Raw genomic sequence first — 19,028 nt, 5'->3', positions numbered from 1 at the left:
AACTCCGACGGTCACTTGTCAGAATTATCACATTATCAATAAAAAAATAGCCAAGCAGATGAAATAACATCTATTTTTTCACCCACTTGTTAATCAAGCACGCAAAAGTAGCGCGACAACCCGTCCAAGTAGCAACAAAAAGGCTACAGTTAGGTAATCAGGCAATGGAAGTGCCTATTCATGCAGGAGTGTTTATGAGCAAGGAGTACGCGTATGTGGGTGACACTGGATTTTGAAGCATCCGGTTTGTCGTTAGTGTCTTACCCGATTGAGGTCGGGTACGTGTTACCAAATGGCGACAGTGATAGTTTTTTGATTGACCCTTCCACCGCCAGTGGCCATTGGCAGCACTGGGACAAAGAAGCCGAAAGCCGAATTCATGGGATCTCCCGCGAACGCCTTTTTAGTGAAGGGATGAGTGTGTTAGAAGTATGCCAGCACCTTAACCAAACCCTTGCCCCCTTTGAGCATGTATTGTGCGACAGCCAGTGGGATCTGTTTTGGATGGGGCGGCTTTATAAAGCCTGTTATATGCGCCCCTCATTCACCTTAATGGAGGTAAACCAGTGGCTAAAAAAGCACAGCGATCTCGATCGGCGCGATTTTAGTCGCGAAATGGAGGCTTTGGGGCCGACACCGCATCGAGCAGAAGAAGATGCGCGGCAAATTCGTCGCGCCCTTGATAGCTTGTTAAAATAGGGGTTCTTTCAGCACATTATCGGGATGTCATGACAGCACCTTCAAGCCTTAGGTTGGCACAATTCAACCTGTCTCTAGCCGGACGTCAAGCCGGTGACATTAAAGCACAGATGTTAGCGCCCACCCCCAGCCGACAAATTAGAAATCTCGCCGCGACCCTACAACGAGTGCGTCCTGATGTGGCGGTGCTTTGCGAGTTTGATCATCCGGGCAGCGGTGGCGACGATGGTGCGCTCGCCGCATTTTGTGAGCGGCATTTGGCTCAATCGCAACACGGTGAAATGCCGATTGATTATCCGTATCGCTATTTGCCGGCCACCAATACGGGCTTAAAATTAACGGTGCCGGTCAGTGATCACCAACGCTTAAATCGTGCCCAGCAATGCCATGGCTTTGGCGACTATCATGGTCAATTTGGCTATGTGATTTTATCGCGTTACCCCATCGAAGATGCCGCAATTCGCACTTGGCAGCACTTTGCGTGGCATCAATTGCCTCGCCATCAGCTTCCTGCGAAGTATTACACCGAACAAGCACAACAGGCGCTGCGTCTCGCCTCAAAAAACTTGGTGTCAGTGCCGATACGGGTCGGCGAACATCGAATACAAGTGGTGGCCTGTCATCCCACACCGCCCGTGTTTGATGGACCGGAAAAGCGTAACTGGCGGCGCAACAGTGATGAAATTCACCAACTAATTGGCCTTTTAGACAACGCCGATTGGCTGGTGGACGACAAGGGCGTCCGCGGCGGACTTGCTTCCGAGACGCCGTTTGTGGTGATTGGCGATTTAAATGCGGATCCGAGCTACGGCGATGGAGATAAACAAGCCATTGGCGCTTTGCTCAATCATCCGCGTGTGCATCCAGAGGTCGCTGTCGGCGCACAGGTGCCAAAAAGTGAGGCGGCACTGTCTCACGCCTTTCGCTTTATCGATGGGAAAGGGCGGGCAATCGCCACCCACAACGGCGGGCTGCGCCTTGATTATGTCCTACCTTCGCGAGAGCTCGCGGTGCAAGCCTCCGGCGTATTTTGGCCTGCGCCTAATGATGCCGACTACCCACTGATTTGTGATAAAAACGGCCAAGAAAATGCGCGGGCTCACTCCGATCATCGTCTTGTTTGGGTCGATGTGGCGCTGAGTTAGCGAAGCTGCGTGTCCAGCGCCACGCCTTCACGCTGACACGCGACTTCTGCAAGGCGCTTAGCTTGTTCGTCAGGCTTTAAAAAGCAGCAGGTTGAGCAATAACTGTGATCATCGACGGTAAAGATCCGGCAGCAGCCGCCGCGTAGACGGAAGCTATGGGTTTGCAGCACGGTTTGGGTGTCATTCGGGTCGTAGACGGTGACATCGTGGAAACCACTGCGCTTGCTATAAAGTGGGGTGCCGCGTTGATGGACGATCGATAGAGCTGCTTCACGCGCGGCTTGCTCGCAATCACGATGTTTACCCACCATCAAAAAGGCAATACAGATTGAATCGGCAACCACTTTCCAAAGTGGTCCTTCACGCATGCCACTTTGCTCCGCCACCGCGTCGACGATGGGCGAAAAATGCCGTAATAAGGCGCCATGCAAAATAGCCTGCCAATCCTTTGCCGCAGGCTGTTCCCAACCAATCAAGGCATTGAGATAAAAATGCGGCTTGTGATAAACGAGCTCTTCGCCGTTCGGTTTAGTGACACGGGTAGGCTCGTATTTAACTTGCCAGTTATCTAAGTCCAGCGAGGGAAGCTGTCCAGCCTGTAGCCAGCTTGCCAGCACCGGAAGCAAAAACTCATAGGCATAGGCGCCGATAAAAAGTGTGCCCTGGGCGCGGTTATCTGCATCGCCATAGGTGGCGTTGACGGCGGAAAAACACTGCGTCAATCCGTGCTCAGTCGTGAGCTGTTCTTGAAGTGATGTGCCCTCTACATCATCTGGTATCACAGACAAGCCTAAAGCAGCGGGGAAAGGGGACAGTGCAACCGTGGCGGGCAGTGGTAACACATCAACGCTAGGATCGGCCGCGTTCATCAACACTCCTTTATGATAGGCGCCAAAAAAGCGAAATTTAGCATGTACGGCAATCAATTGTAAGAGTGATTCGTATTTAGGCATGCGAGTGGCGACGATGGCACGAATAACACGCCAGACGTAAGCGGATGGAGCCTGAGGGAAGAGAGGCGAAAACTCGCCTCTCAACACTCACCGCCATTATGCGGTTGAAGGAGGCTGGACTTGATAGCGTCCAGGCTTGTGGTTCATGGCCAGCACGAGATTGGTGGTAATCGCCGCGGCGACAGATAAGGCTATCAGCCATGGGTCAACGATCATCAGCGACAACACCACAATCGAGCAATCCAACGCCATTTGTACTTTCCCAGCGCGAATACCAAATCGTTGCTGTAAGAACAACGCCAAGGTGTTAAATCCGCCCAAGCTGCATTGATGGCGGAACATCACCAGCATGCCCATGCCAATTAAGCCGCCGCCAAACAGCGCCGCATACACAGGATGAATGCTGTTGATAGTTAATACGGCGCTTAGATGATCCGCACCGAATGAAACGATGCTGACCGCAACCAAGGTACTGATGGTGAAGCGTTTGCCCATTTGGGTGTAGGCGAGCCAATAAAAAGGCAGGTTGATCACGAAGAAAAGCTCACCAAAGCTGAAATCGGTGATCCGTTGTAAAAAGAGTGCTAGCCCAGCGGTACCGCCGGTCAGTAACCCCACTTGATTGAAAAAGAAGATGCCGAGTGACACCAAACTACTGCCAATCAGTAGCGCTAATGCGTTTTCACGCTTGGAATGATTTCTATCCATATTTGCGTTCTATCCCTATTAAAACGACCGCTACACCATACGCCGTTGTTCGGATAGGTCGAGTCAAACGCTCGTTTGATAACAAGTGAATAACAAATCAATGCGTACATTATCATTTACGTTGTGGCTTTGATCACGATAAAAGTCGGTGTCTACAGACCAAAGTCTAATCCACATTGTCTACAATATTGTTCTATTCTGGCTTTATTGAAGTTTTTAGGCGGTGTTTATGTCTTTATTGTCGACAAATGATCAATTTCTCGATCAGAGCGTGCAAGCGGCGCAGCTTGAGTCACGAGAGCCCACCAAGTCAGCCAGTCTGACCGAGCAACTTATCGAGGCGATTGTCACCGGCACTTATCCAGCGGGCACCAAGGTATCGGAAGCGGGGTTGGCTGCTGCATTTGGCGTCAGCCGAGGGCCACTGCGTGAAGCCATGATGCGGGTCGAAGCCTTGGGTTTGGTAGAGCGCGTCCCTCATGTTGGGGCAAGGGTAGTGACTCTCACGCATCGTCAACTGGCTGAGATTTATGCGGTGCGAGAAGCGTTAGAAGGTATGGCCGCAAGACTGGCTTGCGCACACATCACCGATGCGGAAATTGAGCAGTTAAGTGCAGTGCTCGACACCCACCATGCCTATATCGAACGGGTGGAGGGGGCGGCCTACTTTCACCAACAAGGCGATTTTGATTTTCATTATTGCATCATCAAAGCCAGTCATAACCAGAAACTGATCAACCTGTTGTGCGGTGAGTTGTACCACTTGCTGCGGATGTACCGCTTTCAATCGCCCCGGGCGCATTCTCGCCCCCAGCAAGCGTTACAAGAGCACATGCAGATTTTGGCGGCAATTCGAGAGCGCGATGCCGAGTTGGCCGAAATGCTGATGCGTCGTCATATTCAGCGCAGTCGCCAACTGATTGAACAGCAAATTACCGATTAACTAATCCGCTAAGCCATGAGTTCACAAGGAGAATGCTATGAGTGCAGGTGCACGTTTTCGCCAAGCGGTGCGCAACAATATTCCGCTGCAAGTCGTCGGCACAATCAACCCCTATTGCGCCATGATGGCAGAGCGAGTGGGGCATCAAGCCATTTACCTCTCTGGAGGTGGAATTGCCAATGCCTCTTATGGCTTACCGGATTTGGGGATCACGACTCTTAACGATGTGTTGGAAGATGTCCGCCGGATCACGGCAGCAACCGACGTGCCCTTACTGGTGGATATTGATACCGGCTTTGGCGGCGCGCTCAATATTGCTCGCACCATTCGCGAAATGGAGCGGGCCGGTGCAGGCGCGGTACATATGGAAGATCAAGTGGCGCAAAAGCGCTGCGGTCATCGCCCTAACAAAGAAATTGTCAGCCAAGCTGAAATGGTCGACCGCATTAAAGCCGCGGTGGATGCGCGCACCGATCCTGAGTTTGTGATCATGGCGCGCACCGACGCCTTGGCGGTGGAAGGTATGGACAGTGCTGTCGCCCGCGCCAGAGCTTACGTAGAAGCAGGGGCGGACATGATTTTCCCCGAAGCCATGCAAACACTCGAGCAGTACCAAGCCTTTGTCGAGCAAGTAAAGGTGCCGGTGCTGGCGAATATCACCGAGTTTGGTCAAACCCCACTGTTTACCAGCCAAGAGCTGGCGGGTGTGGGGGTCAGCATGGTGCTGTATCCGCTCTCTGCGTTTCGTGCCATGAACCAAGCCGCCCTCAATGTGTATCAACACTTGCTGGATGATGGCCACCAGAAAAACGTGGTCGACACCATGCAAACCCGTGATGCGCTCTATGACTTCTTGGGGTATCACGCCTACGAACAACAATTGGATCGCTTATTTGGAAAAGAGTGATCACGGACGCACACCCTCGGTGTGAAAACGTCGGTTAAGCCACACTGGAATTATCGCCACGTTCACGGATTCATGCAGCGGTTGAATCTGATGGCATCAAAGGAAAGGAGCCAATCATGACAAATGTCGCCGTCGCACCCAAAGACAAAGCCATCTCCGGCGCAGGCCTTCGTGGCCAAAGTGCCGGCACCACCGCCTTGTGTACGGTGGGACAAACCGGTACTGGATTAACCTATCGCGGTTACGACATTACCGATTTAGCCAATCACGCCCAATTTGAGGAAGTCGCTTACCTGCTACTCAAAGGCCAACTCCCCAATCGCCAAGCGCTGGCTGACTACACAGAAACCTTGTTCGGTAAGCGGGGGTTACCTGACGCCTTAAAAGCGGTGCTGGAGCGAATTCCTGCCAATGCGCACCCCATGGATGTGATGCGTACCGGCTGCTCGATGCTGGGTAATTTGGATCAAGAAACCGACTTTAGTGAGCAAGCGGATAAAACCGATACCCTGTTGGCGATGTTGCCGGCCATTATCTGCTATTGGTACCGCTATTCACATGATGGTGTGCGAGTCGATACCTATCAGCCGGAGGTGAAAAGCATTGGCGGTTACTTCCTCAAAATGCTCACTGATGAAACCCCGTCGCCACTGCATGAATCCGTGATGCATTGCTCGCTGGTGCTGTATGCCGAGCATGAGTTCAATGCCTCGACCTTTACTGCCCGTGTGTGCGCATCCACTTTGTCCGATTTGCACTCTTGTATTACCGCCGCCATCGGCAGCTTGCGCGGCCCATTGCATGGCGGTGCCAATGAAGCGGCGATGGCGATGCTCGAGCAGTGGCGGTCGCCTGACGAAGCCGAAGCCGGGCTAATGCAAATGCTCGCCAACAAAGACAAAGTGATGGGCTTTGGCCATGCGATTTACCGTGAATCAGACCCCCGCAATGCGCTTATTAAGCACTGGTCGAAACAGCTTGCCGAAAACGCACCGGACGCTTGGCTTTATGACGTGTCTGAGCGGGTTGAGCAGGTGATGAAGCGCGAAAAAGGCTTGTTCCCCAATGCCGATTTTTATCACGCATCGGCTTATCACTTTATGGGGATCCCGACCAAATTGTTTACCCCGATTTTTGTTATGAGCCGAGTGACGGGCTGGGCGGCGCATGTGTTTGAGCAGCGCGCTAATAACCGCATTATTCGCCCCAGTGCCGATTACGACGGCCCTGAGCACCAAGATTGGCTACCTATCGATCAGCGCCCCTAATCAGCGCGTATTCACCCGATTGAAATCACAGAAGGAATTGATCATGAGCAACAACGTAGAATTGAACCAGCGCCCCGACCCCGATGCCTTATTGGTGCAAATTGCTGATTATGTCGATAGCACGCCGATTGCCTCGGCAGAAGCCTACAACACCGCCCGTAACTGTTTGATGGATACCCTTGGCTGTGGCTTACTGGCGCTACGTTTCCCTGAATGTACCAAACACCTGGGTCCACTGGTGCCGGGGACGACTGTGCGCCATGGCGCGCGTGTGCCGGGCACCTCTCACGAGCTTGATCCGGTCACTGCCGCGTTTAACATCGGCTGTACTATTCGCTGGCTCGATTTTAACGATACTTGGCTCGCCGCCGAGTGGGGCCATCCGTCCGATAACTTAGGTGGAATTTTGGCCACCGCCGATTACTTAAGTCGTGTGGCCGTGGCCGAAGGCAAACCACCACTCACTATGCGCGATGTGTTGACCGCGATGATCAAAGCGCATGAGATCCAAGGCGTGCTCGCCCTTGAGAATAGCTTTAACCGCGTCGGGCTCGATCACGTTTTATTGGTGCGCGTGGCATCAACGGCTGTGGTCACTAAAATGCTGGGCGGTAATCGGGAGCAGATCATTGATGCCGTCTCACAAGCTTGGGTAGATGGCTGTGCGCTGCGCACTTATCGCCATGCGCCGAACGCTGGTTCACGCAAATCGTGGGCGGCGGGCGATGCCACCTCCCGCGCGGTGCGGTTGGCGATGATCACCATGAAAGGTGAAATGGGTTTGCCGTCGGTACTCAGCGCACCCAAGTGGGGCTATTACGATGTGCTGTTTAACGGTAATCCCTTTAGTGTCAAACAAGATTTTGCCAGCTACGTGATGGAAAACGTGTTGTTTAAGATTTCCTTCCCAGCAGAGTTTCATGCCCAAACAGCGGTGGAAGCGGCGGTGACCCTGCATTCACAGGTGAAAGACCGCGTGGATGAGATTGAACGTATTGAAATCACCACCCATGAATCGGCCATTCGCATCATTTCTAAAGAAGGGGAGTTGGCTAACCCGGCTGACCGTGACCACTGCCTGCAATACATGGTGGCAGTGCCGCTGCTATACGGCAATCTAGTGGCCGAGCACTACGAAGACGCCTTCCATCACGCCGACCCGCGTATTGATGCGCTACGGCAAAAAATGGTGATCAAAGAAGACCCACGCTACAGCGCGGAATACCTTGAAGCCGACAAGCGCTCGATTGCTAATGCGATCCAAATCTTCTTTACCGATGGCAGCAGTACTGAACAAGTCGCGGTGGAATACCCAATTGGTCACCGCCGTCGTCGCGAAGAAGGGATCCCTGTGCTGGAGCAAAAATTCCGCACTAACTTAGCGACCCGGTTCCCGCAAGCACAGAGCGAAAAAATCGCTGCCTTGTGTAGCGACCAGGCCGCGCTGGAGAAAACCCCGGTGCACGCGTTTATGTCGCTGTTTGTGATTAACTAAGCACGTTATTAAACACGTTGCTTGCTAACTCATCGCTCGCTCATGGCGGGCGATAAGGAGCCGCTTATGCAAGAAGCCAGTTATCAACACCATGCGGATTGGGCTAGCCGCGATCCCGAGGGGTTTTGGCAGGCGCAGGCCAAACAGCTTGATTGGTTTACCTTTCCACAAACCATTCTTAGCAAAGATGACAATGGCATTGAGCGCTGGTTTGCCGATGGCACTATGAACACCGCGTATATGGCGCTTGATGCTCATGTCGAGCAAGGTCGAGGCGAACAAACTGCACTTATTTACGACTCCCCGGTCACCGACAAAAAAACCACCTACACCTATGCGGCGCTGCGTGACTACGTGGCGAAAGTTGCGGGCATGCTGGCAGGGCTAGGGGTTGAAAAGGGGGATCGCGTGGTGATTTATATGCCCATGATCCCAGAAGCGACCGTGGCGATGCTCGCTTGCGCACGGCTTGGGGCGATTCACTCGGTAGTCTTTGGTGGCTTTGCCCCGAATGAGCTGGCGGTACGGATTGAAGACGCGGAGCCCAAAGTGGTGCTCACCGCCTCATGCGGCATCGAGGGCGCGAAAACCTTGGCTTATAAGCCGATGGTCGATCAAGCCATCATGGACAGTCGCTACAAACCCGACCATGTGGTGGTCTATCAGCGTGCCATGTGTCGCGCTAATTTAGACAATCCGCGTGATGCTGATTGGGCGGCGCTGTTAGCGGAAGCCACCCCTGCGCCGCCGGTGCCCGTTAATGCTACGGATCCTTTGTATATCCTTTATACCTCCGGCACCACGGGCAAACCCAAAGGCGTAGTGCGTGACAATGGCGGCCATGCGGTAGCGATGAAGTACAGCATGAGCGCGATTTACAACGTCAAACCCGGTGAAGTGTTTTGGGCCGCTTCGGATGTCGGCTGGGTAGTGGGGCACTCGTATATTGTCTATGCCCCCTTGCTACACGGCTGCACCACGGTGATGTTTGAAGGCAAACCCGTCGGCACACCGGATGCGGGCGCCTTTTGGCGCGTGTGTGATGAGTATAACGTCAGCATCTTGTTCTCGGCGCCTACCGCCTTTCGGGCGATTAAAAAGCAAGATCCAAACGGTGAGCACCTGGCGCGTTATCCGATGACATCGTTACGCACGGTGTTTATGGCCGGCGAGCGGCTTGACCCACCGACATTGGAATGGGTAGAAGAAAAGACCCAGCGACCCGTGGTGGATCACTGGTGGCAAACTGAAACCGGCTGGGCGATTGCAGGCAATCCATTAGGGTTAACCTGCTTTGCGACCAAGCCCGGCTCAGCAACCATGCCAAGCCCGGGGTATCAGGTGTGTATTCTCGATGAAATGGGCGACCCTGCGGCGCCAAACCAGCAAGGATATATTGCCGTGAAGCGTCCTCTGCCGCCCAGCTGCCTGCCCACGGTGTGGCGCAACCATGATCGCTTTGAAGCCGGCTATCTCAGCCAGTTCCCCGGGTACTATGTCTCTGGTGATGGGGGCTACATGGACGAAGATGGCTATGTGTTTGTGATGGGACGGATTGACGATGTGATTAACGTCGCGGGTCACCGCTTATCGACCGGAGAAATGGAAGAAGTGCTAGGCAGCCATGAAGCGGTCGCCGAATGTGCGGTGGTGGGCATGCACGATGAGCTCAAAGGCCAATTGCCGCTCGGCTTGGTGGTACTGAAAGATGGTTTTGTCTCTGTGAGTGGCGAGATAGAACAGGAGTTAGTTCAGCGTGTGCGGGATCAAATTGGCGCGATCGCTTGCTTTAAAAAAGCGGTTATCGTCGATAAGTTGCCCAAAACACGGTCAGGGAAAATATTACGTCGCATTATTCGCCAAATGGCGGATGGCGAGGCTTATCACGTTCCCTCGACGATTGATGATCCGAGTAGTTTGGAGACCATCGCCTCGGCGCTTTCACACTAGATACAAAGGCTGTGAGTACTATCGACAACACGTGGCACCTTTGTGTGCCACGTTTTTTATTCGTTTACACGTCTACACTGCTTAGGGCTCATCACCGTTGTGGGCTTTTTGACGCATTTTTTGTTGATACATCTTGGTATCCGCTTCATCCAACAAGTCATCTAAACCGCGGTGCGAGGTGGCTGAGCTGGTCGCAATGCCTTGGCTAAATGAGAGGGGATACGTGTGCCGGTTGATTTGATTAAATCGTTCAACCACTCCAGCAAAACGCTCGAGGGCATTCTCCGCTTCTTGACGACCCGCACCATAGAGAAACACCACAAACTCGTCCCCACCAAAGCGGGCGAACACATCCGATTCGCGCATATTGGCGCGCAGCAAGTTGGCTAAGTGAGATAACGCGATATCCCCTTCAGCATGGCCGTAGGTATCATTAATCGCTTTAAAGTTATTTAAGTCCAAAAAAGCTAATGAATAGGGAGCATTAATTGACTGGCAATGCTGTACCGCTCGGCTTGCCAGTTGCATAAAACCGCGTCGATTAGAAATGCCTGTAATGTCGTCAGTGTAAGCGGTATGTGCCGAGGACAACTCACTCTCCGCGAGTAGCGCCAGATCTTTTAAAAAGCGCACATCTTCTTGGCTAAAACGTCTTGGCTGGGTATCAATAACACAGAGTGTGCCGATATTGGTGCCATCACTAAGAGAAAGCGGGTGCCCGGCATAAAAGCGGATATGCGGGTCACCTGTCACCAAAGGGTTATCGGCAAAACGTGGATCGGCACTGGCGTCTTGAACCACAAACGGTTGACTACCCAAAATGGCATGGCCGCAAAAAGAAATATCGCGGGAAGTTTCGCGCACAGTCAGGCCAAAGCAGGATTTAAACCACTGACGATCGTTGTCGATTAAGCTAACGAGGGCGATCGGGACATCGAACAATCGCTTAGCGAGCCGGGTGATTCGGTCAAAGCGCTCTTCGTCTTCGCTATCGAGCAGACCCGTTTCTTGCAGTCTTTTTAAACGTTGCTCTTCATCTTGTGGCTTAATGGGACTGAGCATTCATACACTCCTGTTGCTAGCTCTCTAAATGCTGACTCTCTAAATACAGTAGAGGCGCTAGACAGAAGTGTCTAGGTCAGAAGACGACATAGGTCGCCTACTGACACAAAAGTGCGATACTGCTTGCGGCTTATTGCACCAGGCAAGCAAAACCTTTCAGATAGAACCCTTCTGGGTAGGCACTGTGAGTGGGATGATCCGCCGCTTGCGCAAAGCGTTCGATAAACTGCACGTTCTTACCGGCATCTAACGCCGCGTCCGCGAGGATCTTTTGGAACAGACCCGCATCCATCAAACCCGAGCACGAATAGCTGAGCAGTACACCGCCTGGATTAAGCAGCTGCATCGCCAGCATATTAATGTCTTTATAACCGCGGCACGCGCCATTAAGTTGTGACTTCGACTCGGCAAACTTAGGTGGGTCCATCACAATCACGTCAAAGCGTTCGCCTTGCTCACGGTAGGTGCGCAGCAGCTTGAACACATCGGCATTGACAAATTCCGCGCGGGTGAGATCAAAGCCGTTTCGCGCCGCATTGGCTTTCGCTTTGTCGAGCGCAGGCTGTGACACATCGACATTAGTGACGTGTTTAGCATTGCCTTTTTGCGCATACAAGCCAAAACCGCCAGTGTAACAAAAGCAGTTCAGGACGCGCTTGCCATCCATGTATTTCACCGCTTGTTCGCGGCTATCCCGTTGATCGAGGTAAAAACCGGTTTTATGGCCGTTGGTAATATCAACCTCAATCGCCACGCCATTTTCTTCGATGATGACGGAGGCAGGCGGCTCCTCACCGTGTAACACTCCCACGCGAGGCTTGAGGCCTTCTTTTTTACGAATTGCCACATCCGAGCGCTCGTAGATATGACAATTTGGGAACTCGGTACGCAGGGCGGTGACCAGGTTATCACGCTGAGCTTCCGCGCCAGCGCTGAGCAATTGGCACACCAAGTAGTTATCGTACTTATCCACGGTAATACCGGGCACACCGTCTGACTCAGCGGCCAAGAGACGATAACCGGTGAGTCCATCACGTTTAGCGAGCATGGTACGTAGCGATTTTGCCGCACGAATACGGGCAAGGAAAAAGTCACTGTTGATGGCGGTTTTCTCAAAGCACCACATGCGTACCCGGATTTGTGACTGCGGCGAAAAGGCACCAAGGCCTAGAAACTCACCTTGATGATCACAAACCGTGACAGTGTCACCTAAGCTGGGCTTCCCTTCAATACGGGCAATACCGCGTGAGAAGATCCAAGGGTGGCGGCGTTTGATCGATTTATCGCGGCCTTTGGCAAGATACACAGTGACAGTCATGGGGTGTCCTAACGATTAATGATGGATAGGCAAAGCAAAAAAGGGCGGGTATTGTCGAGCAAGGTGAGTAACATTGCAATAAAAACGCGCCCAGAGAAGGGCGCGTGATAACAAGTGTGAGAGAGCTAGGCCAAGGAGTTAGGTGCGAAGCCCTGCCACCAAGGTTTTTAACTGATGCGCTTGGGCACCCAACTCGCTCACTTCAGTGGCGGAATCACGCAGCATTTGTGCTACCTGCGTCGATTGGCTACGTACTTGTTCGACATCTTGCGAAATCGTACCTGCGACATTGCCTTGCTGCTCAGCAGCGGCGGCAATTTCGGTACTGCGATCAGCAATGGTGCCACTGCGCTCAGCGATTTGGCTGATTTCGGTATCAATTTCTTGCACCGCCGCCTCGCTGGCGGAGGCATTTTCAACCGTGCCTTCCATCACGCGGCGCAGATCCGCGGTATGCGTTTGCAGTGATTCAATCATCGACTGAATATCAACCGTGGACTCTTGGGTACGGCTCGCCAAGGTACGCACCTCATCCGCGACGACCGCAAAGCCGCGGCCTTGCTCACCGGCACGTGCCGCTTCGATTGCGGCGTTAAGAGCCAACAAGTTGGTTTGTTCACTGATGCCATTGATGGTGGTTACCACGCTGCCAATTTGCTCAGCGTTTTTGCTCAGCTCGCTAACTTTATCTGCCGCTTGGGCAATTTCGCTGGCAAGGCCGTTAATCGCGTTCATGGTTTGTTGAACTTGCTGACGCCCCTGGTTCGCCGCTTCGGTGGCCTCTTGCGTTTGGGTTGAGGTGTCCGTGGCATGGCTGGCCACTTCGCGAATCGAGCCTGCCATTTCTTCGGTGGCACTGGCCAGCGAATCAAGATACTGACGCTGACTCTCACCCAAGGCTTCACTTTCATCGCTACGCTGCTGCAGACTGGAGGACAGACCATCCATCATCTCCGCGCTTTGCTGAATGGCTTTCACCAGGTTTTGCTCGCGCTCGAGCACTTTATCGATAGTAACGGCAATTTGGCTAAACTCATCACGAACAGGAATAAAGTTCATTCGGTAACTCAGTTCACCATCTGCTAGCTTTAATAAAGCTTGGTTCATGGTGTACATCGCACCGCCAATAAAGGTCATGATGTAGTAAATCAGTACCGCAATCACCAGCACCATACCAAGGAGCAGGCTCCAGTCGGTGGCGCTCATATGGCTAAACAGTGAGCCGTCAAGTTGATAGACAAGCTCATTGCCATTAAAGGTAAAACCGGTTTGCTGGTTATTGAGCAGGGTTTGTACCTCGCCTTTCGGGAGGTCGTATTTTTCAACCATGGCTTGAATGGCTTGGCCTTCCGCTTCCATCTTGTGTGCCACACGGGTATCCGAGGCGGCATCCAAGGTAAGCGCAATCACAACCATTGCGAGCAAGGGGAGGAAAAAGATAAGGTAAAATTTTTCTTGTAGCCGAAGGTGGATAAAGTATTTATCAATCCATCGAAACGCAACTTCTTTCATGACGCCATCCTGTCAAACGACTTGTCTCATGTAGCGTTATACAGGTGTCGTTTTGCAATGGGAATACAGCAGAGGTGACAGATGTCTCAAAAATGTGTCAAAGCCTATGTCACAGGTCACGTTCAGGGGGTTGGCTTTCGTTATCACACCGCCCATGAGGCGTTAAAGCTCTCATTAACCGGATACGCGAAGAACCTGCCGGATGGTCGCGTTGAGGTATTGGCTTGTGGACGCGAAGAGTCAGTGGACTCGTTAATGGCCTGGTTAGATAAAGGGCCACCGACGGCGGGCGTCGACCAGGTTGATAAAGAAGAGGCGGAATGGCGTGCCGTTGATGGGTTCGCCATCTTATAGCGCCTTAATAACAGGCCTTAGTAACAGAGAACCCAGTGCCAATCGTTATATGCGCCGCCATGGTGTGGTGGCGCATGATCTGTCGGCCTCGGGACTTGTCAGCTTCGGTACTTGTCTGCCTCGGTGACTAGAGGCATTTAGCGGGCTTGGGTAAGCCTGCCAGCTTGGTGGCCTGTTTGGCTGGGCCTTTTGGGAATAGCTTGAACAAGTACTTGCTGTTGCCTTTTTCTGGGCCGTATTCTTTTTCCATCGACTTAACCAACAAACGCACCGCCGGTGAGGTGTTGTACTCTTGATAGAAATGGCGGACGAAGTGAATCACTTCCCAATGGGCTTCGGTCAGCGCAATGTTTTCTTGTTCGGCAAGCAGCGGCACCAAGGCTTCGTGCCAATCGTCCACATTTTTTAAATACCCTTGCGCATCCGTCGCAATGGTTTCACCTTCATACACCAGCATAGTCTTACCTTTGTTCGTCATCTGACCGGACGTTATCGCTTTGATTAAGGCTGCAAAGCATAGCGAGCAGGGAAGGCGAGTGCAACTGGCGTTCACCGTGCGGATGTGGCGCGCCGCACTGAGTGGGTGCGCTATCTAATCACCCGCTTTTAGGCATAAAAGGGTAGCCATAAAAAAAGCCGGCGCGTGCCGGCTCTTTGTGTTTGTGACTGACTAAACCTTGGGGTTAGTCGTCGTTCATAAAGCCAAGAATGCTTAGCATGTGAACGAAGATGTTGAAGATGTTCAAGTACAGCGACACGGTGGCGCGGATGTAGTTGGTCTCGCCGCCATTAATGATGTTGCTGGTGTCATACAGAATAAAAGCTGAGAAAATCAGTACCGCGATGGTGCTGATTGCCAAGCTCAGCGCTGGGATCTGCAAGAAGATGTTCGCGACCATTGCCACCAGAAGGGCAATCACACCGGCGACCAAGAAACCACCCATGAAAGAGAAGTCTTTCTTAGAGGTAATGGCATATGCCGACAGGCCTAGGAACACCATACCTGTGGTGGCGAGCGCCTGCATCACAATCCCTGGGCCGCTAGACAGGCTCAGGTAGTAGGTCAAGGTTGGACCGAGTGAGGCACCCAGTAAGCCGGTGAACACAAAGGTCCATACAATACCGGCGGAGGAGTTCATGGTGCGAGGTAGCACAAAGAACACGATCGCCAACGCACCTAGGGTCATACCTAGCGACATCATTGGGCCGATGCCGACAGCGATAGCGATAAAGGCTGCGATAGCACTGGTGATCAGTGTCATCGATAGCAGTGCATACGTATTACGTAGCACTTTGTTTGTAGATAACGCACTCTGCTGTGACTGGCTGTGCGAAACGATACGATCGTTCATAACGTTCTCCCGGTTGGGTTAACAATCCATTTCTATATACGACAGTTATGTGGGCAGTCGTTCACTTTTTCAAGCCGCCCACGTCCTTAACCTAAACCACGACTGGCTTTTATAAAGTCAATAATACCTTATCCACGCCCAACACCGTTGCTGAAGTTGTAAAAGGATGTTAACCCAGCCCTTTAAGCGCGAACAAGGTAAACTTTGTTACATCAACCACTTCCACCAGACGAAAACGGCCAAAAAGCCGAACAAATACACCAAGCCGGTGACTGCCAATGCACGCATCGCTTTGCTCATGGTCACTTCAGGCGGTAAGCGGTGCTTGGTCACCAAAATATAGTTGAGCAATGCGAAAAAGGGCGTGGTGACAAATGCCGCCACCATCGCGAAATCAAGCATGGTCAGCAGTGCGCCGGTCCAAAATGCCACAATCGCCAGTGCCAGCACCGAGATAAGCACCATCCAGCCTTGTGCGATACCCGAGTGCGCTTCGGCTTCTGTTTGTTCACGCAACAAGCGTTGCGATTCAGACACCACTCGCGCATACCCGTCGATCACAGTAATGGTGCTGCCGAAAATACAGAAAAAGGCGACCACCGCAATCAAATAGCGGGACCATTCACCAATGGTGGCGGCATACAGGCCCACTAACTGATGCGAAAAGCCAATACCTGATTGCTTTAGTTCAACCCCGCTGCCGTGCAGAAGCAAGGCACCGAGTGATAAGAACACAATCGCCAACAGCGCGGTACCAATGTAGCCAACGTTAAAATCAAACAGCGCCGCTTTGGCGTTGATCGGCTCAGATTGCGCTTTACGCTTGAGCCACACCGAGGTGATGCTAGATATTTCAATCGGGGCAGGCATCCACCCCATGGTCACCACGATAAAGCCGATAGCGGCGACAGACCAAATCGAGGGCGCATTGAAGTTGGGTTCAACCGCAACAGGGTTCCCCACGGCAACCGTCACCGCCACCAAGGTGGCACAGGTGAGCGTCGCCATGATCACTTTCGATAAGGTATCCAGCGCTTTGTAATGCCCCGCAATCAAGATGACTAAGCAGGTGGCCACAATAATGCTCGAGAGCACCGTCAGTGAGAGATCAAACGGCACAAAATAGCTGAGCAAGCTGGCACTAAATAAGGTCAAGGCCGCGGTGTTAATCACGCCAGAGACCGCACTTAAAGCGACAAACAGCCACAAGTAAGGGCGACCTAAACGTGCATAGCCCTCGACCAAGGTTTCACCGGTTCCTGCGGTGTATTGTACGCCTGCACGAAAAAAGGGGTATTTAAACAAGTTAACGAGCAGGATCAATGCCGCAAGCTGCCAGCCATAAATGGCTCCGGCTTTGGTTGAAGCAACAAGGTGAGAGCCGCCTACAGCTGCCGCGGCCATCATTATACCTGGCCCCAATGCGCGTAGACGTTGCATCATCGACAAGCTAGATCCTGCCTGATGCGAAGAGACGGTTTGCATGTGTGTTTCCTTTATTATGGTTGCGTTGTTGTGTTTGCTTTGTTTTATGTTTTTTAGCGCTATTGCTTTTGTTTTTTCCATTGAGGCTTATTTTTAACGCCTTGCCTTCAATAATTTTGTCAATAGCCACCCATGAATATCATATGAGCCAAACGTGTCAACCAATCTTGCCAAATTTGTTAAACGTAGGCGTGATGCTGGGTGTGAATGATAGACACCACCAAGGTGACACAAAAAGAGAGGGATAAACATCCGACCATTGTCTGAGAGACAAGACACAGCCAAAACGGCCGTTTGCAACGGCTAACAATCACTGAATAAGTGTGATCGAGCGTCAAATTCTTCTGGAAATGAGAGTTTAATCACAATAGAATGCTCGCCCAACATGTGCTCTTTGCACAGTGATAGCCAAAGAGTGACTGTGTCGCGATTCGCGGCTGAAGAAAAAGCGTCCAAGGTCGGGCCCACCTTCACCGAACCCGCGGTACGATGTAACGCATGATGGAACCTCTTGCCATCCTGGCAGCGTGTCGTACTCATCCGTACCGCAAGTGCAACACAACGGCAAGGTAATCTATTTATGCAACTTCTCTATAGTGCGGCAGGTCTGGTCGCTCTGTTTCTGTGCGCGTGCGCATTTTCCACCAACCGCAAAGCGATTAACTGGCGAACAGTGCTAGGCGCGTTTGGCCTGCAAGCTGGGTTTGCTGCCCTGGTACTCTATATTCCTTTTGGTCAAGCCATGCTAGGGGCAATGAGCAATGGCGCGGCGAAGCTGCTCTCATTTGCTAACGAAGGCATCGAATTTGTGTTTGGGCCACTGGCGAACGATGGGTTTATTTTCGCTGTTAAAGTACTGCCGTTAATCATTTTTATCAGTGCGCTGATTTCTCTCCTTTATCATCTCGGCATTATGCAGTGGGTTATAAAACTCCTCGGCGGTGGCATACAGCGATTACTCGGCACCAGCCGCGCAGAATCCTTGGTCGCGACCAGCAACATCTTTCTTTCTCAGGGCGAATCTCCTTTGGTAGTTCGCCCTTTTCTTAGCAAAATGACCCGCTCTGAACTCTTCGCCGTAATGGTCGGCGGCATGGCCTCGGTGGCCGGCAGTGTGCTTGGCGGATATGCCGCGATGGGCGTGGATTTAAAATACCTGATTGCCGCGAGCTTTATGGCCGCGCCCGGTGGATTATTGATGGCCAAAATCATTGTCCCTGAGACCGAAACACCCGCCGAGCAAAGCCAGGTAGAAATCAGCGATAGCGATCAAGCCAATGCGATTGACGCCCTCGCCAGCGGCGCGATGAATGGCATGAAAGTCGCGGTCGCCGTCGGTACCATGCTGGTGGCCTTTATCAGTGTGATTGCGATGCTAAACGCCGGGCTAGGAAGCATTGGCGAGCTGCTTGAACTAGACGGCTTGAGCTTAGAAAGCCTGTTCGGCTATTTATTCTCACCCTTGGCATTGCTTACTGGGGTGCCGGTGCATGAAGTGTTTGCCGTCGGCAACCTGTTAGGCCAGAAAATCGCACTCAATGAGTTTGTCGCCTTTTTATCGTTTGCCGATATCAAAGCGAACCTTTCTGTGCAAAGCCAGGTGATTGTGACTTTTGCCTTGTGTGGCTTTGCTAATATCGGCTCGATTGCCATTCAACTTGGCTCGATTGGTGCCATGGTGCCCGAACGCCGCAAAGATGTGGCAAGCTTAGGCGTGCGCGCAGTGATTGCCGCCACCTTTGCCAACCTAATGAGTGCGGCACTGGCGGGTATTTTTATCGCGCTATAAGTACTGCGCGGTAACGTGTCTCAGTTAAAAGCAGGGCGATTGGCGGCAAGCTAATCGCCTTTTGCTAGCAATATCGCCAACCTGATCA

General features: G+C 52.3%; 17 protein-coding genes. 9 read left to right on the top strand and 8 right to left on the bottom strand.

The annotated features are described in order from the left end of the window. Nucleotides 1-213: 213 nt before the first annotated feature. Nucleotides 214-699, top strand: coding sequence for a hypothetical protein (locus WN56_RS02025; RefSeq protein WP_046073376.1), 486 nt, complete (start codon nucleotides 214-216; stop codon nucleotides 697-699). A gap of 29 nt (nucleotides 700-728) precedes the next feature. After that, nucleotides 729-1,844, top strand: a complete 1,116-nt coding sequence (locus WN56_RS02020) for an endonuclease/exonuclease/phosphatase family protein (protein WP_046073375.1) — start codon at nucleotides 729-731, stop codon at nucleotides 1,842-1,844. Here the strand turns inward: WN56_RS02020 and WN56_RS02015 are convergent. After that, complete coding sequence (locus WN56_RS02015) at nucleotides 1,841-2,713, bottom strand: ferric iron reductase (protein WP_158020584.1); 873 nt, start codon at nucleotides 2,711-2,713, stop codon at nucleotides 1,841-1,843. The two genes, WN56_RS02020 and WN56_RS02015, sit on opposite strands and share 4 nt — an antisense overlap. 180 nt (nucleotides 2,714-2,893) lie before the next feature. Beyond that, nucleotides 2,894-3,505 (bottom strand): YitT family protein, encoded by a 612-nt coding sequence (locus WN56_RS02010; RefSeq protein ID WP_046073373.1) that lies wholly within the window; start codon nucleotides 3,503-3,505, stop codon nucleotides 2,894-2,896. A gap of 229 nt (nucleotides 3,506-3,734) precedes the next feature. Here WN56_RS02010 and WN56_RS02005 point away from each other — a divergent pair, with 229 nt between their 5' ends. From WN56_RS02005 to WN56_RS01985, 5 genes are all read left to right on the top strand, one after another. Then, entirely contained in the window at nucleotides 3,735-4,448 is a 714-nt protein-coding gene (locus tag WN56_RS02005) for a GntR family transcriptional regulator (protein ID WP_046073372.1), read from the top strand. Nucleotides 4,449-4,485: 37 nt separating this feature from the next. Then, a complete protein-coding gene (prpB, locus tag WN56_RS02000; protein WP_046073371.1) occupies nucleotides 4,486-5,355 on the top strand; it encodes a methylisocitrate lyase in 870 nt (289 codons plus the stop codon). 116 nt (nucleotides 5,356-5,471) lie between these two features. After that, nucleotides 5,472-6,623 (top strand): 2-methylcitrate synthase, encoded by a 1,152-nt coding sequence (gene prpC, locus WN56_RS01995; RefSeq protein ID WP_046073370.1) that lies wholly within the window; start codon nucleotides 5,472-5,474, stop codon nucleotides 6,621-6,623. A gap of 43 nt (nucleotides 6,624-6,666) precedes the next feature. After that, nucleotides 6,667-8,118 (top strand): bifunctional 2-methylcitrate dehydratase/aconitate hydratase, encoded by a 1,452-nt coding sequence (locus WN56_RS01990; protein WP_046073369.1) that lies wholly within the window; start codon nucleotides 6,667-6,669, stop codon nucleotides 8,116-8,118. Between the two features lie 66 nt (nucleotides 8,119-8,184). Further along, entirely contained in the window at nucleotides 8,185-10,068 is a 1,884-nt protein-coding gene (locus tag WN56_RS01985) for a propionyl-CoA synthetase (protein WP_046073368.1), read from the top strand. A gap of 81 nt (nucleotides 10,069-10,149) precedes the next feature. Here the strand turns inward: WN56_RS01985 and WN56_RS01980 are convergent, their stop codons facing one another. From WN56_RS01980 to WN56_RS01970, 3 genes are all read right to left on the bottom strand, one after another. Then, nucleotides 10,150-11,130 carry a diguanylate cyclase gene (locus WN56_RS01980; protein WP_046073367.1) on the bottom strand — a complete coding sequence of 327 codons (981 nt, stop codon included), beginning with the start codon at nucleotides 11,128-11,130 and terminating at the stop codon, nucleotides 10,150-10,152. Nucleotides 11,131-11,260: 130 nt separating this feature from the next. Beyond that, complete coding sequence (locus WN56_RS01975; protein WP_046073366.1) at nucleotides 11,261-12,448, bottom strand: class I SAM-dependent methyltransferase; 1,188 nt, start codon at nucleotides 12,446-12,448, stop codon at nucleotides 11,261-11,263. 138 nt (nucleotides 12,449-12,586) lie between these two features. Beyond that, nucleotides 12,587-13,960 (bottom strand): methyl-accepting chemotaxis protein, encoded by a 1,374-nt coding sequence (locus tag WN56_RS01970; protein WP_046073365.1) that lies wholly within the window; start codon nucleotides 13,958-13,960, stop codon nucleotides 12,587-12,589. Nucleotides 13,961-14,041: 81 nt separating this feature from the next. Here WN56_RS01970 and yccX point away from each other — a divergent pair, with 81 nt between their 5' ends. Further along, nucleotides 14,042-14,314: an acylphosphatase gene (gene yccX, locus WN56_RS01965; protein ID WP_046073364.1), complete on the top strand. Its 273-nt coding sequence runs from the start codon at nucleotides 14,042-14,044 to the stop codon at nucleotides 14,312-14,314. Nucleotides 14,315-14,441: 127 nt separating this feature from the next. On the opposite strand, the gene WN56_RS01960 is transcribed toward yccX, so the two are convergent. The 3 genes from WN56_RS01960 to WN56_RS01950 all read right to left on the bottom strand — a co-directional run bounded on the left by WN56_RS01960 (nucleotide 14,442) and on the right by WN56_RS01950 (nucleotide 17,151). Next, a complete protein-coding gene (locus WN56_RS01960) occupies nucleotides 14,442-14,771 on the bottom strand; it encodes a TusE/DsrC/DsvC family sulfur relay protein (protein ID WP_025672953.1) in 330 nt (109 codons plus the stop codon). Nucleotides 14,772-14,997: 226 nt separating this feature from the next. Then, nucleotides 14,998-15,666, bottom strand: a complete 669-nt coding sequence (locus tag WN56_RS01955; RefSeq protein WP_046073363.1) for a Bax inhibitor-1/YccA family protein — start codon at nucleotides 15,664-15,666, stop codon at nucleotides 14,998-15,000. Between the two features lie 207 nt (nucleotides 15,667-15,873). Beyond that, a complete protein-coding gene (locus tag WN56_RS01950; RefSeq protein ID WP_046073362.1) occupies nucleotides 15,874-17,151 on the bottom strand; it encodes an NRAMP family divalent metal transporter in 1,278 nt (425 codons plus the stop codon). Nucleotides 17,152-17,731: 580 nt separating this feature from the next. On the opposite strand from WN56_RS01950, the gene WN56_RS01945 reads away from it, so the two are divergent. Continuing rightward, a complete protein-coding gene (locus WN56_RS01945) occupies nucleotides 17,732-18,940 on the top strand; it encodes a NupC/NupG family nucleoside CNT transporter (RefSeq protein WP_046073361.1) in 1,209 nt (402 codons plus the stop codon). Nucleotides 18,941-19,028 lie beyond the last annotated feature (88 nt).

This window comes from Salinivibrio sp. KP-1 (assembly GCF_000968645.1).
Lineage (GTDB): Bacteria > Pseudomonadota > Gammaproteobacteria > Enterobacterales > Vibrionaceae > Salinivibrio > Salinivibrio siamensis.
The sequence above is the reverse complement of the archived record's forward strand: the minus strand, read 5'-3'. Positions and strand labels throughout refer to the sequence as shown.

Coding starts and splice junctions, on each gene's coding strand:
- WN56_RS02025 (WP_046073376.1), top strand. CDS start 214: ATGTGGGTGACACTGGATTTTGAAGCATCCGGTTTGTCGTTAGTGTCT.
- WN56_RS02020 (WP_046073375.1), top strand. CDS start 729: ATGACAGCACCTTCAAGCCTTAGGTTGGCACAATTCAACCTGTCTCTA.
- WN56_RS02015 (WP_158020584.1), bottom strand. CDS start 2,713: ATGAACGCGGCCGATCCTAGCGTTGATGTGTTACCACTGCCCGCCACG.
- WN56_RS02010 (WP_046073373.1), bottom strand. CDS start 3,505: ATGGATAGAAATCATTCCAAGCGTGAAAACGCATTAGCGCTACTGATT.
- WN56_RS02005 (WP_046073372.1), top strand. CDS start 3,735: ATGTCTTTATTGTCGACAAATGATCAATTTCTCGATCAGAGCGTGCAA.
- prpB (WP_046073371.1), top strand. CDS start 4,486: ATGAGTGCAGGTGCACGTTTTCGCCAAGCGGTGCGCAACAATATTCCG.
- prpC (WP_046073370.1), top strand. CDS start 5,472: ATGACAAATGTCGCCGTCGCACCCAAAGACAAAGCCATCTCCGGCGCA.
- WN56_RS01990 (WP_046073369.1), top strand. CDS start 6,667: ATGAGCAACAACGTAGAATTGAACCAGCGCCCCGACCCCGATGCCTTA.
- WN56_RS01985 (WP_046073368.1), top strand. CDS start 8,185: ATGCAAGAAGCCAGTTATCAACACCATGCGGATTGGGCTAGCCGCGAT.
- WN56_RS01980 (WP_046073367.1), bottom strand. CDS start 11,130: ATGCTCAGTCCCATTAAGCCACAAGATGAAGAGCAACGTTTAAAAAGA.
- WN56_RS01975 (WP_046073366.1), bottom strand. CDS start 12,448: ATGACTGTCACTGTGTATCTTGCCAAAGGCCGCGATAAATCGATCAAA.
- WN56_RS01970 (WP_046073365.1), bottom strand. CDS start 13,960: ATGAAAGAAGTTGCGTTTCGATGGATTGATAAATACTTTATCCACCTT.
- yccX (WP_046073364.1), top strand. CDS start 14,042: ATGTCTCAAAAATGTGTCAAAGCCTATGTCACAGGTCACGTTCAGGGG.
- WN56_RS01960 (WP_025672953.1), bottom strand. CDS start 14,771: ATGCTGGTGTATGAAGGTGAAACCATTGCGACGGATGCGCAAGGGTAT.
- WN56_RS01955 (WP_046073363.1), bottom strand. CDS start 15,666: ATGAACGATCGTATCGTTTCGCACAGCCAGTCACAGCAGAGTGCGTTA.
- WN56_RS01950 (WP_046073362.1), bottom strand. CDS start 17,151: ATGCAAACCGTCTCTTCGCATCAGGCAGGATCTAGCTTGTCGATGATG.
- WN56_RS01945 (WP_046073361.1), top strand. CDS start 17,732: ATGCAACTTCTCTATAGTGCGGCAGGTCTGGTCGCTCTGTTTCTGTGC.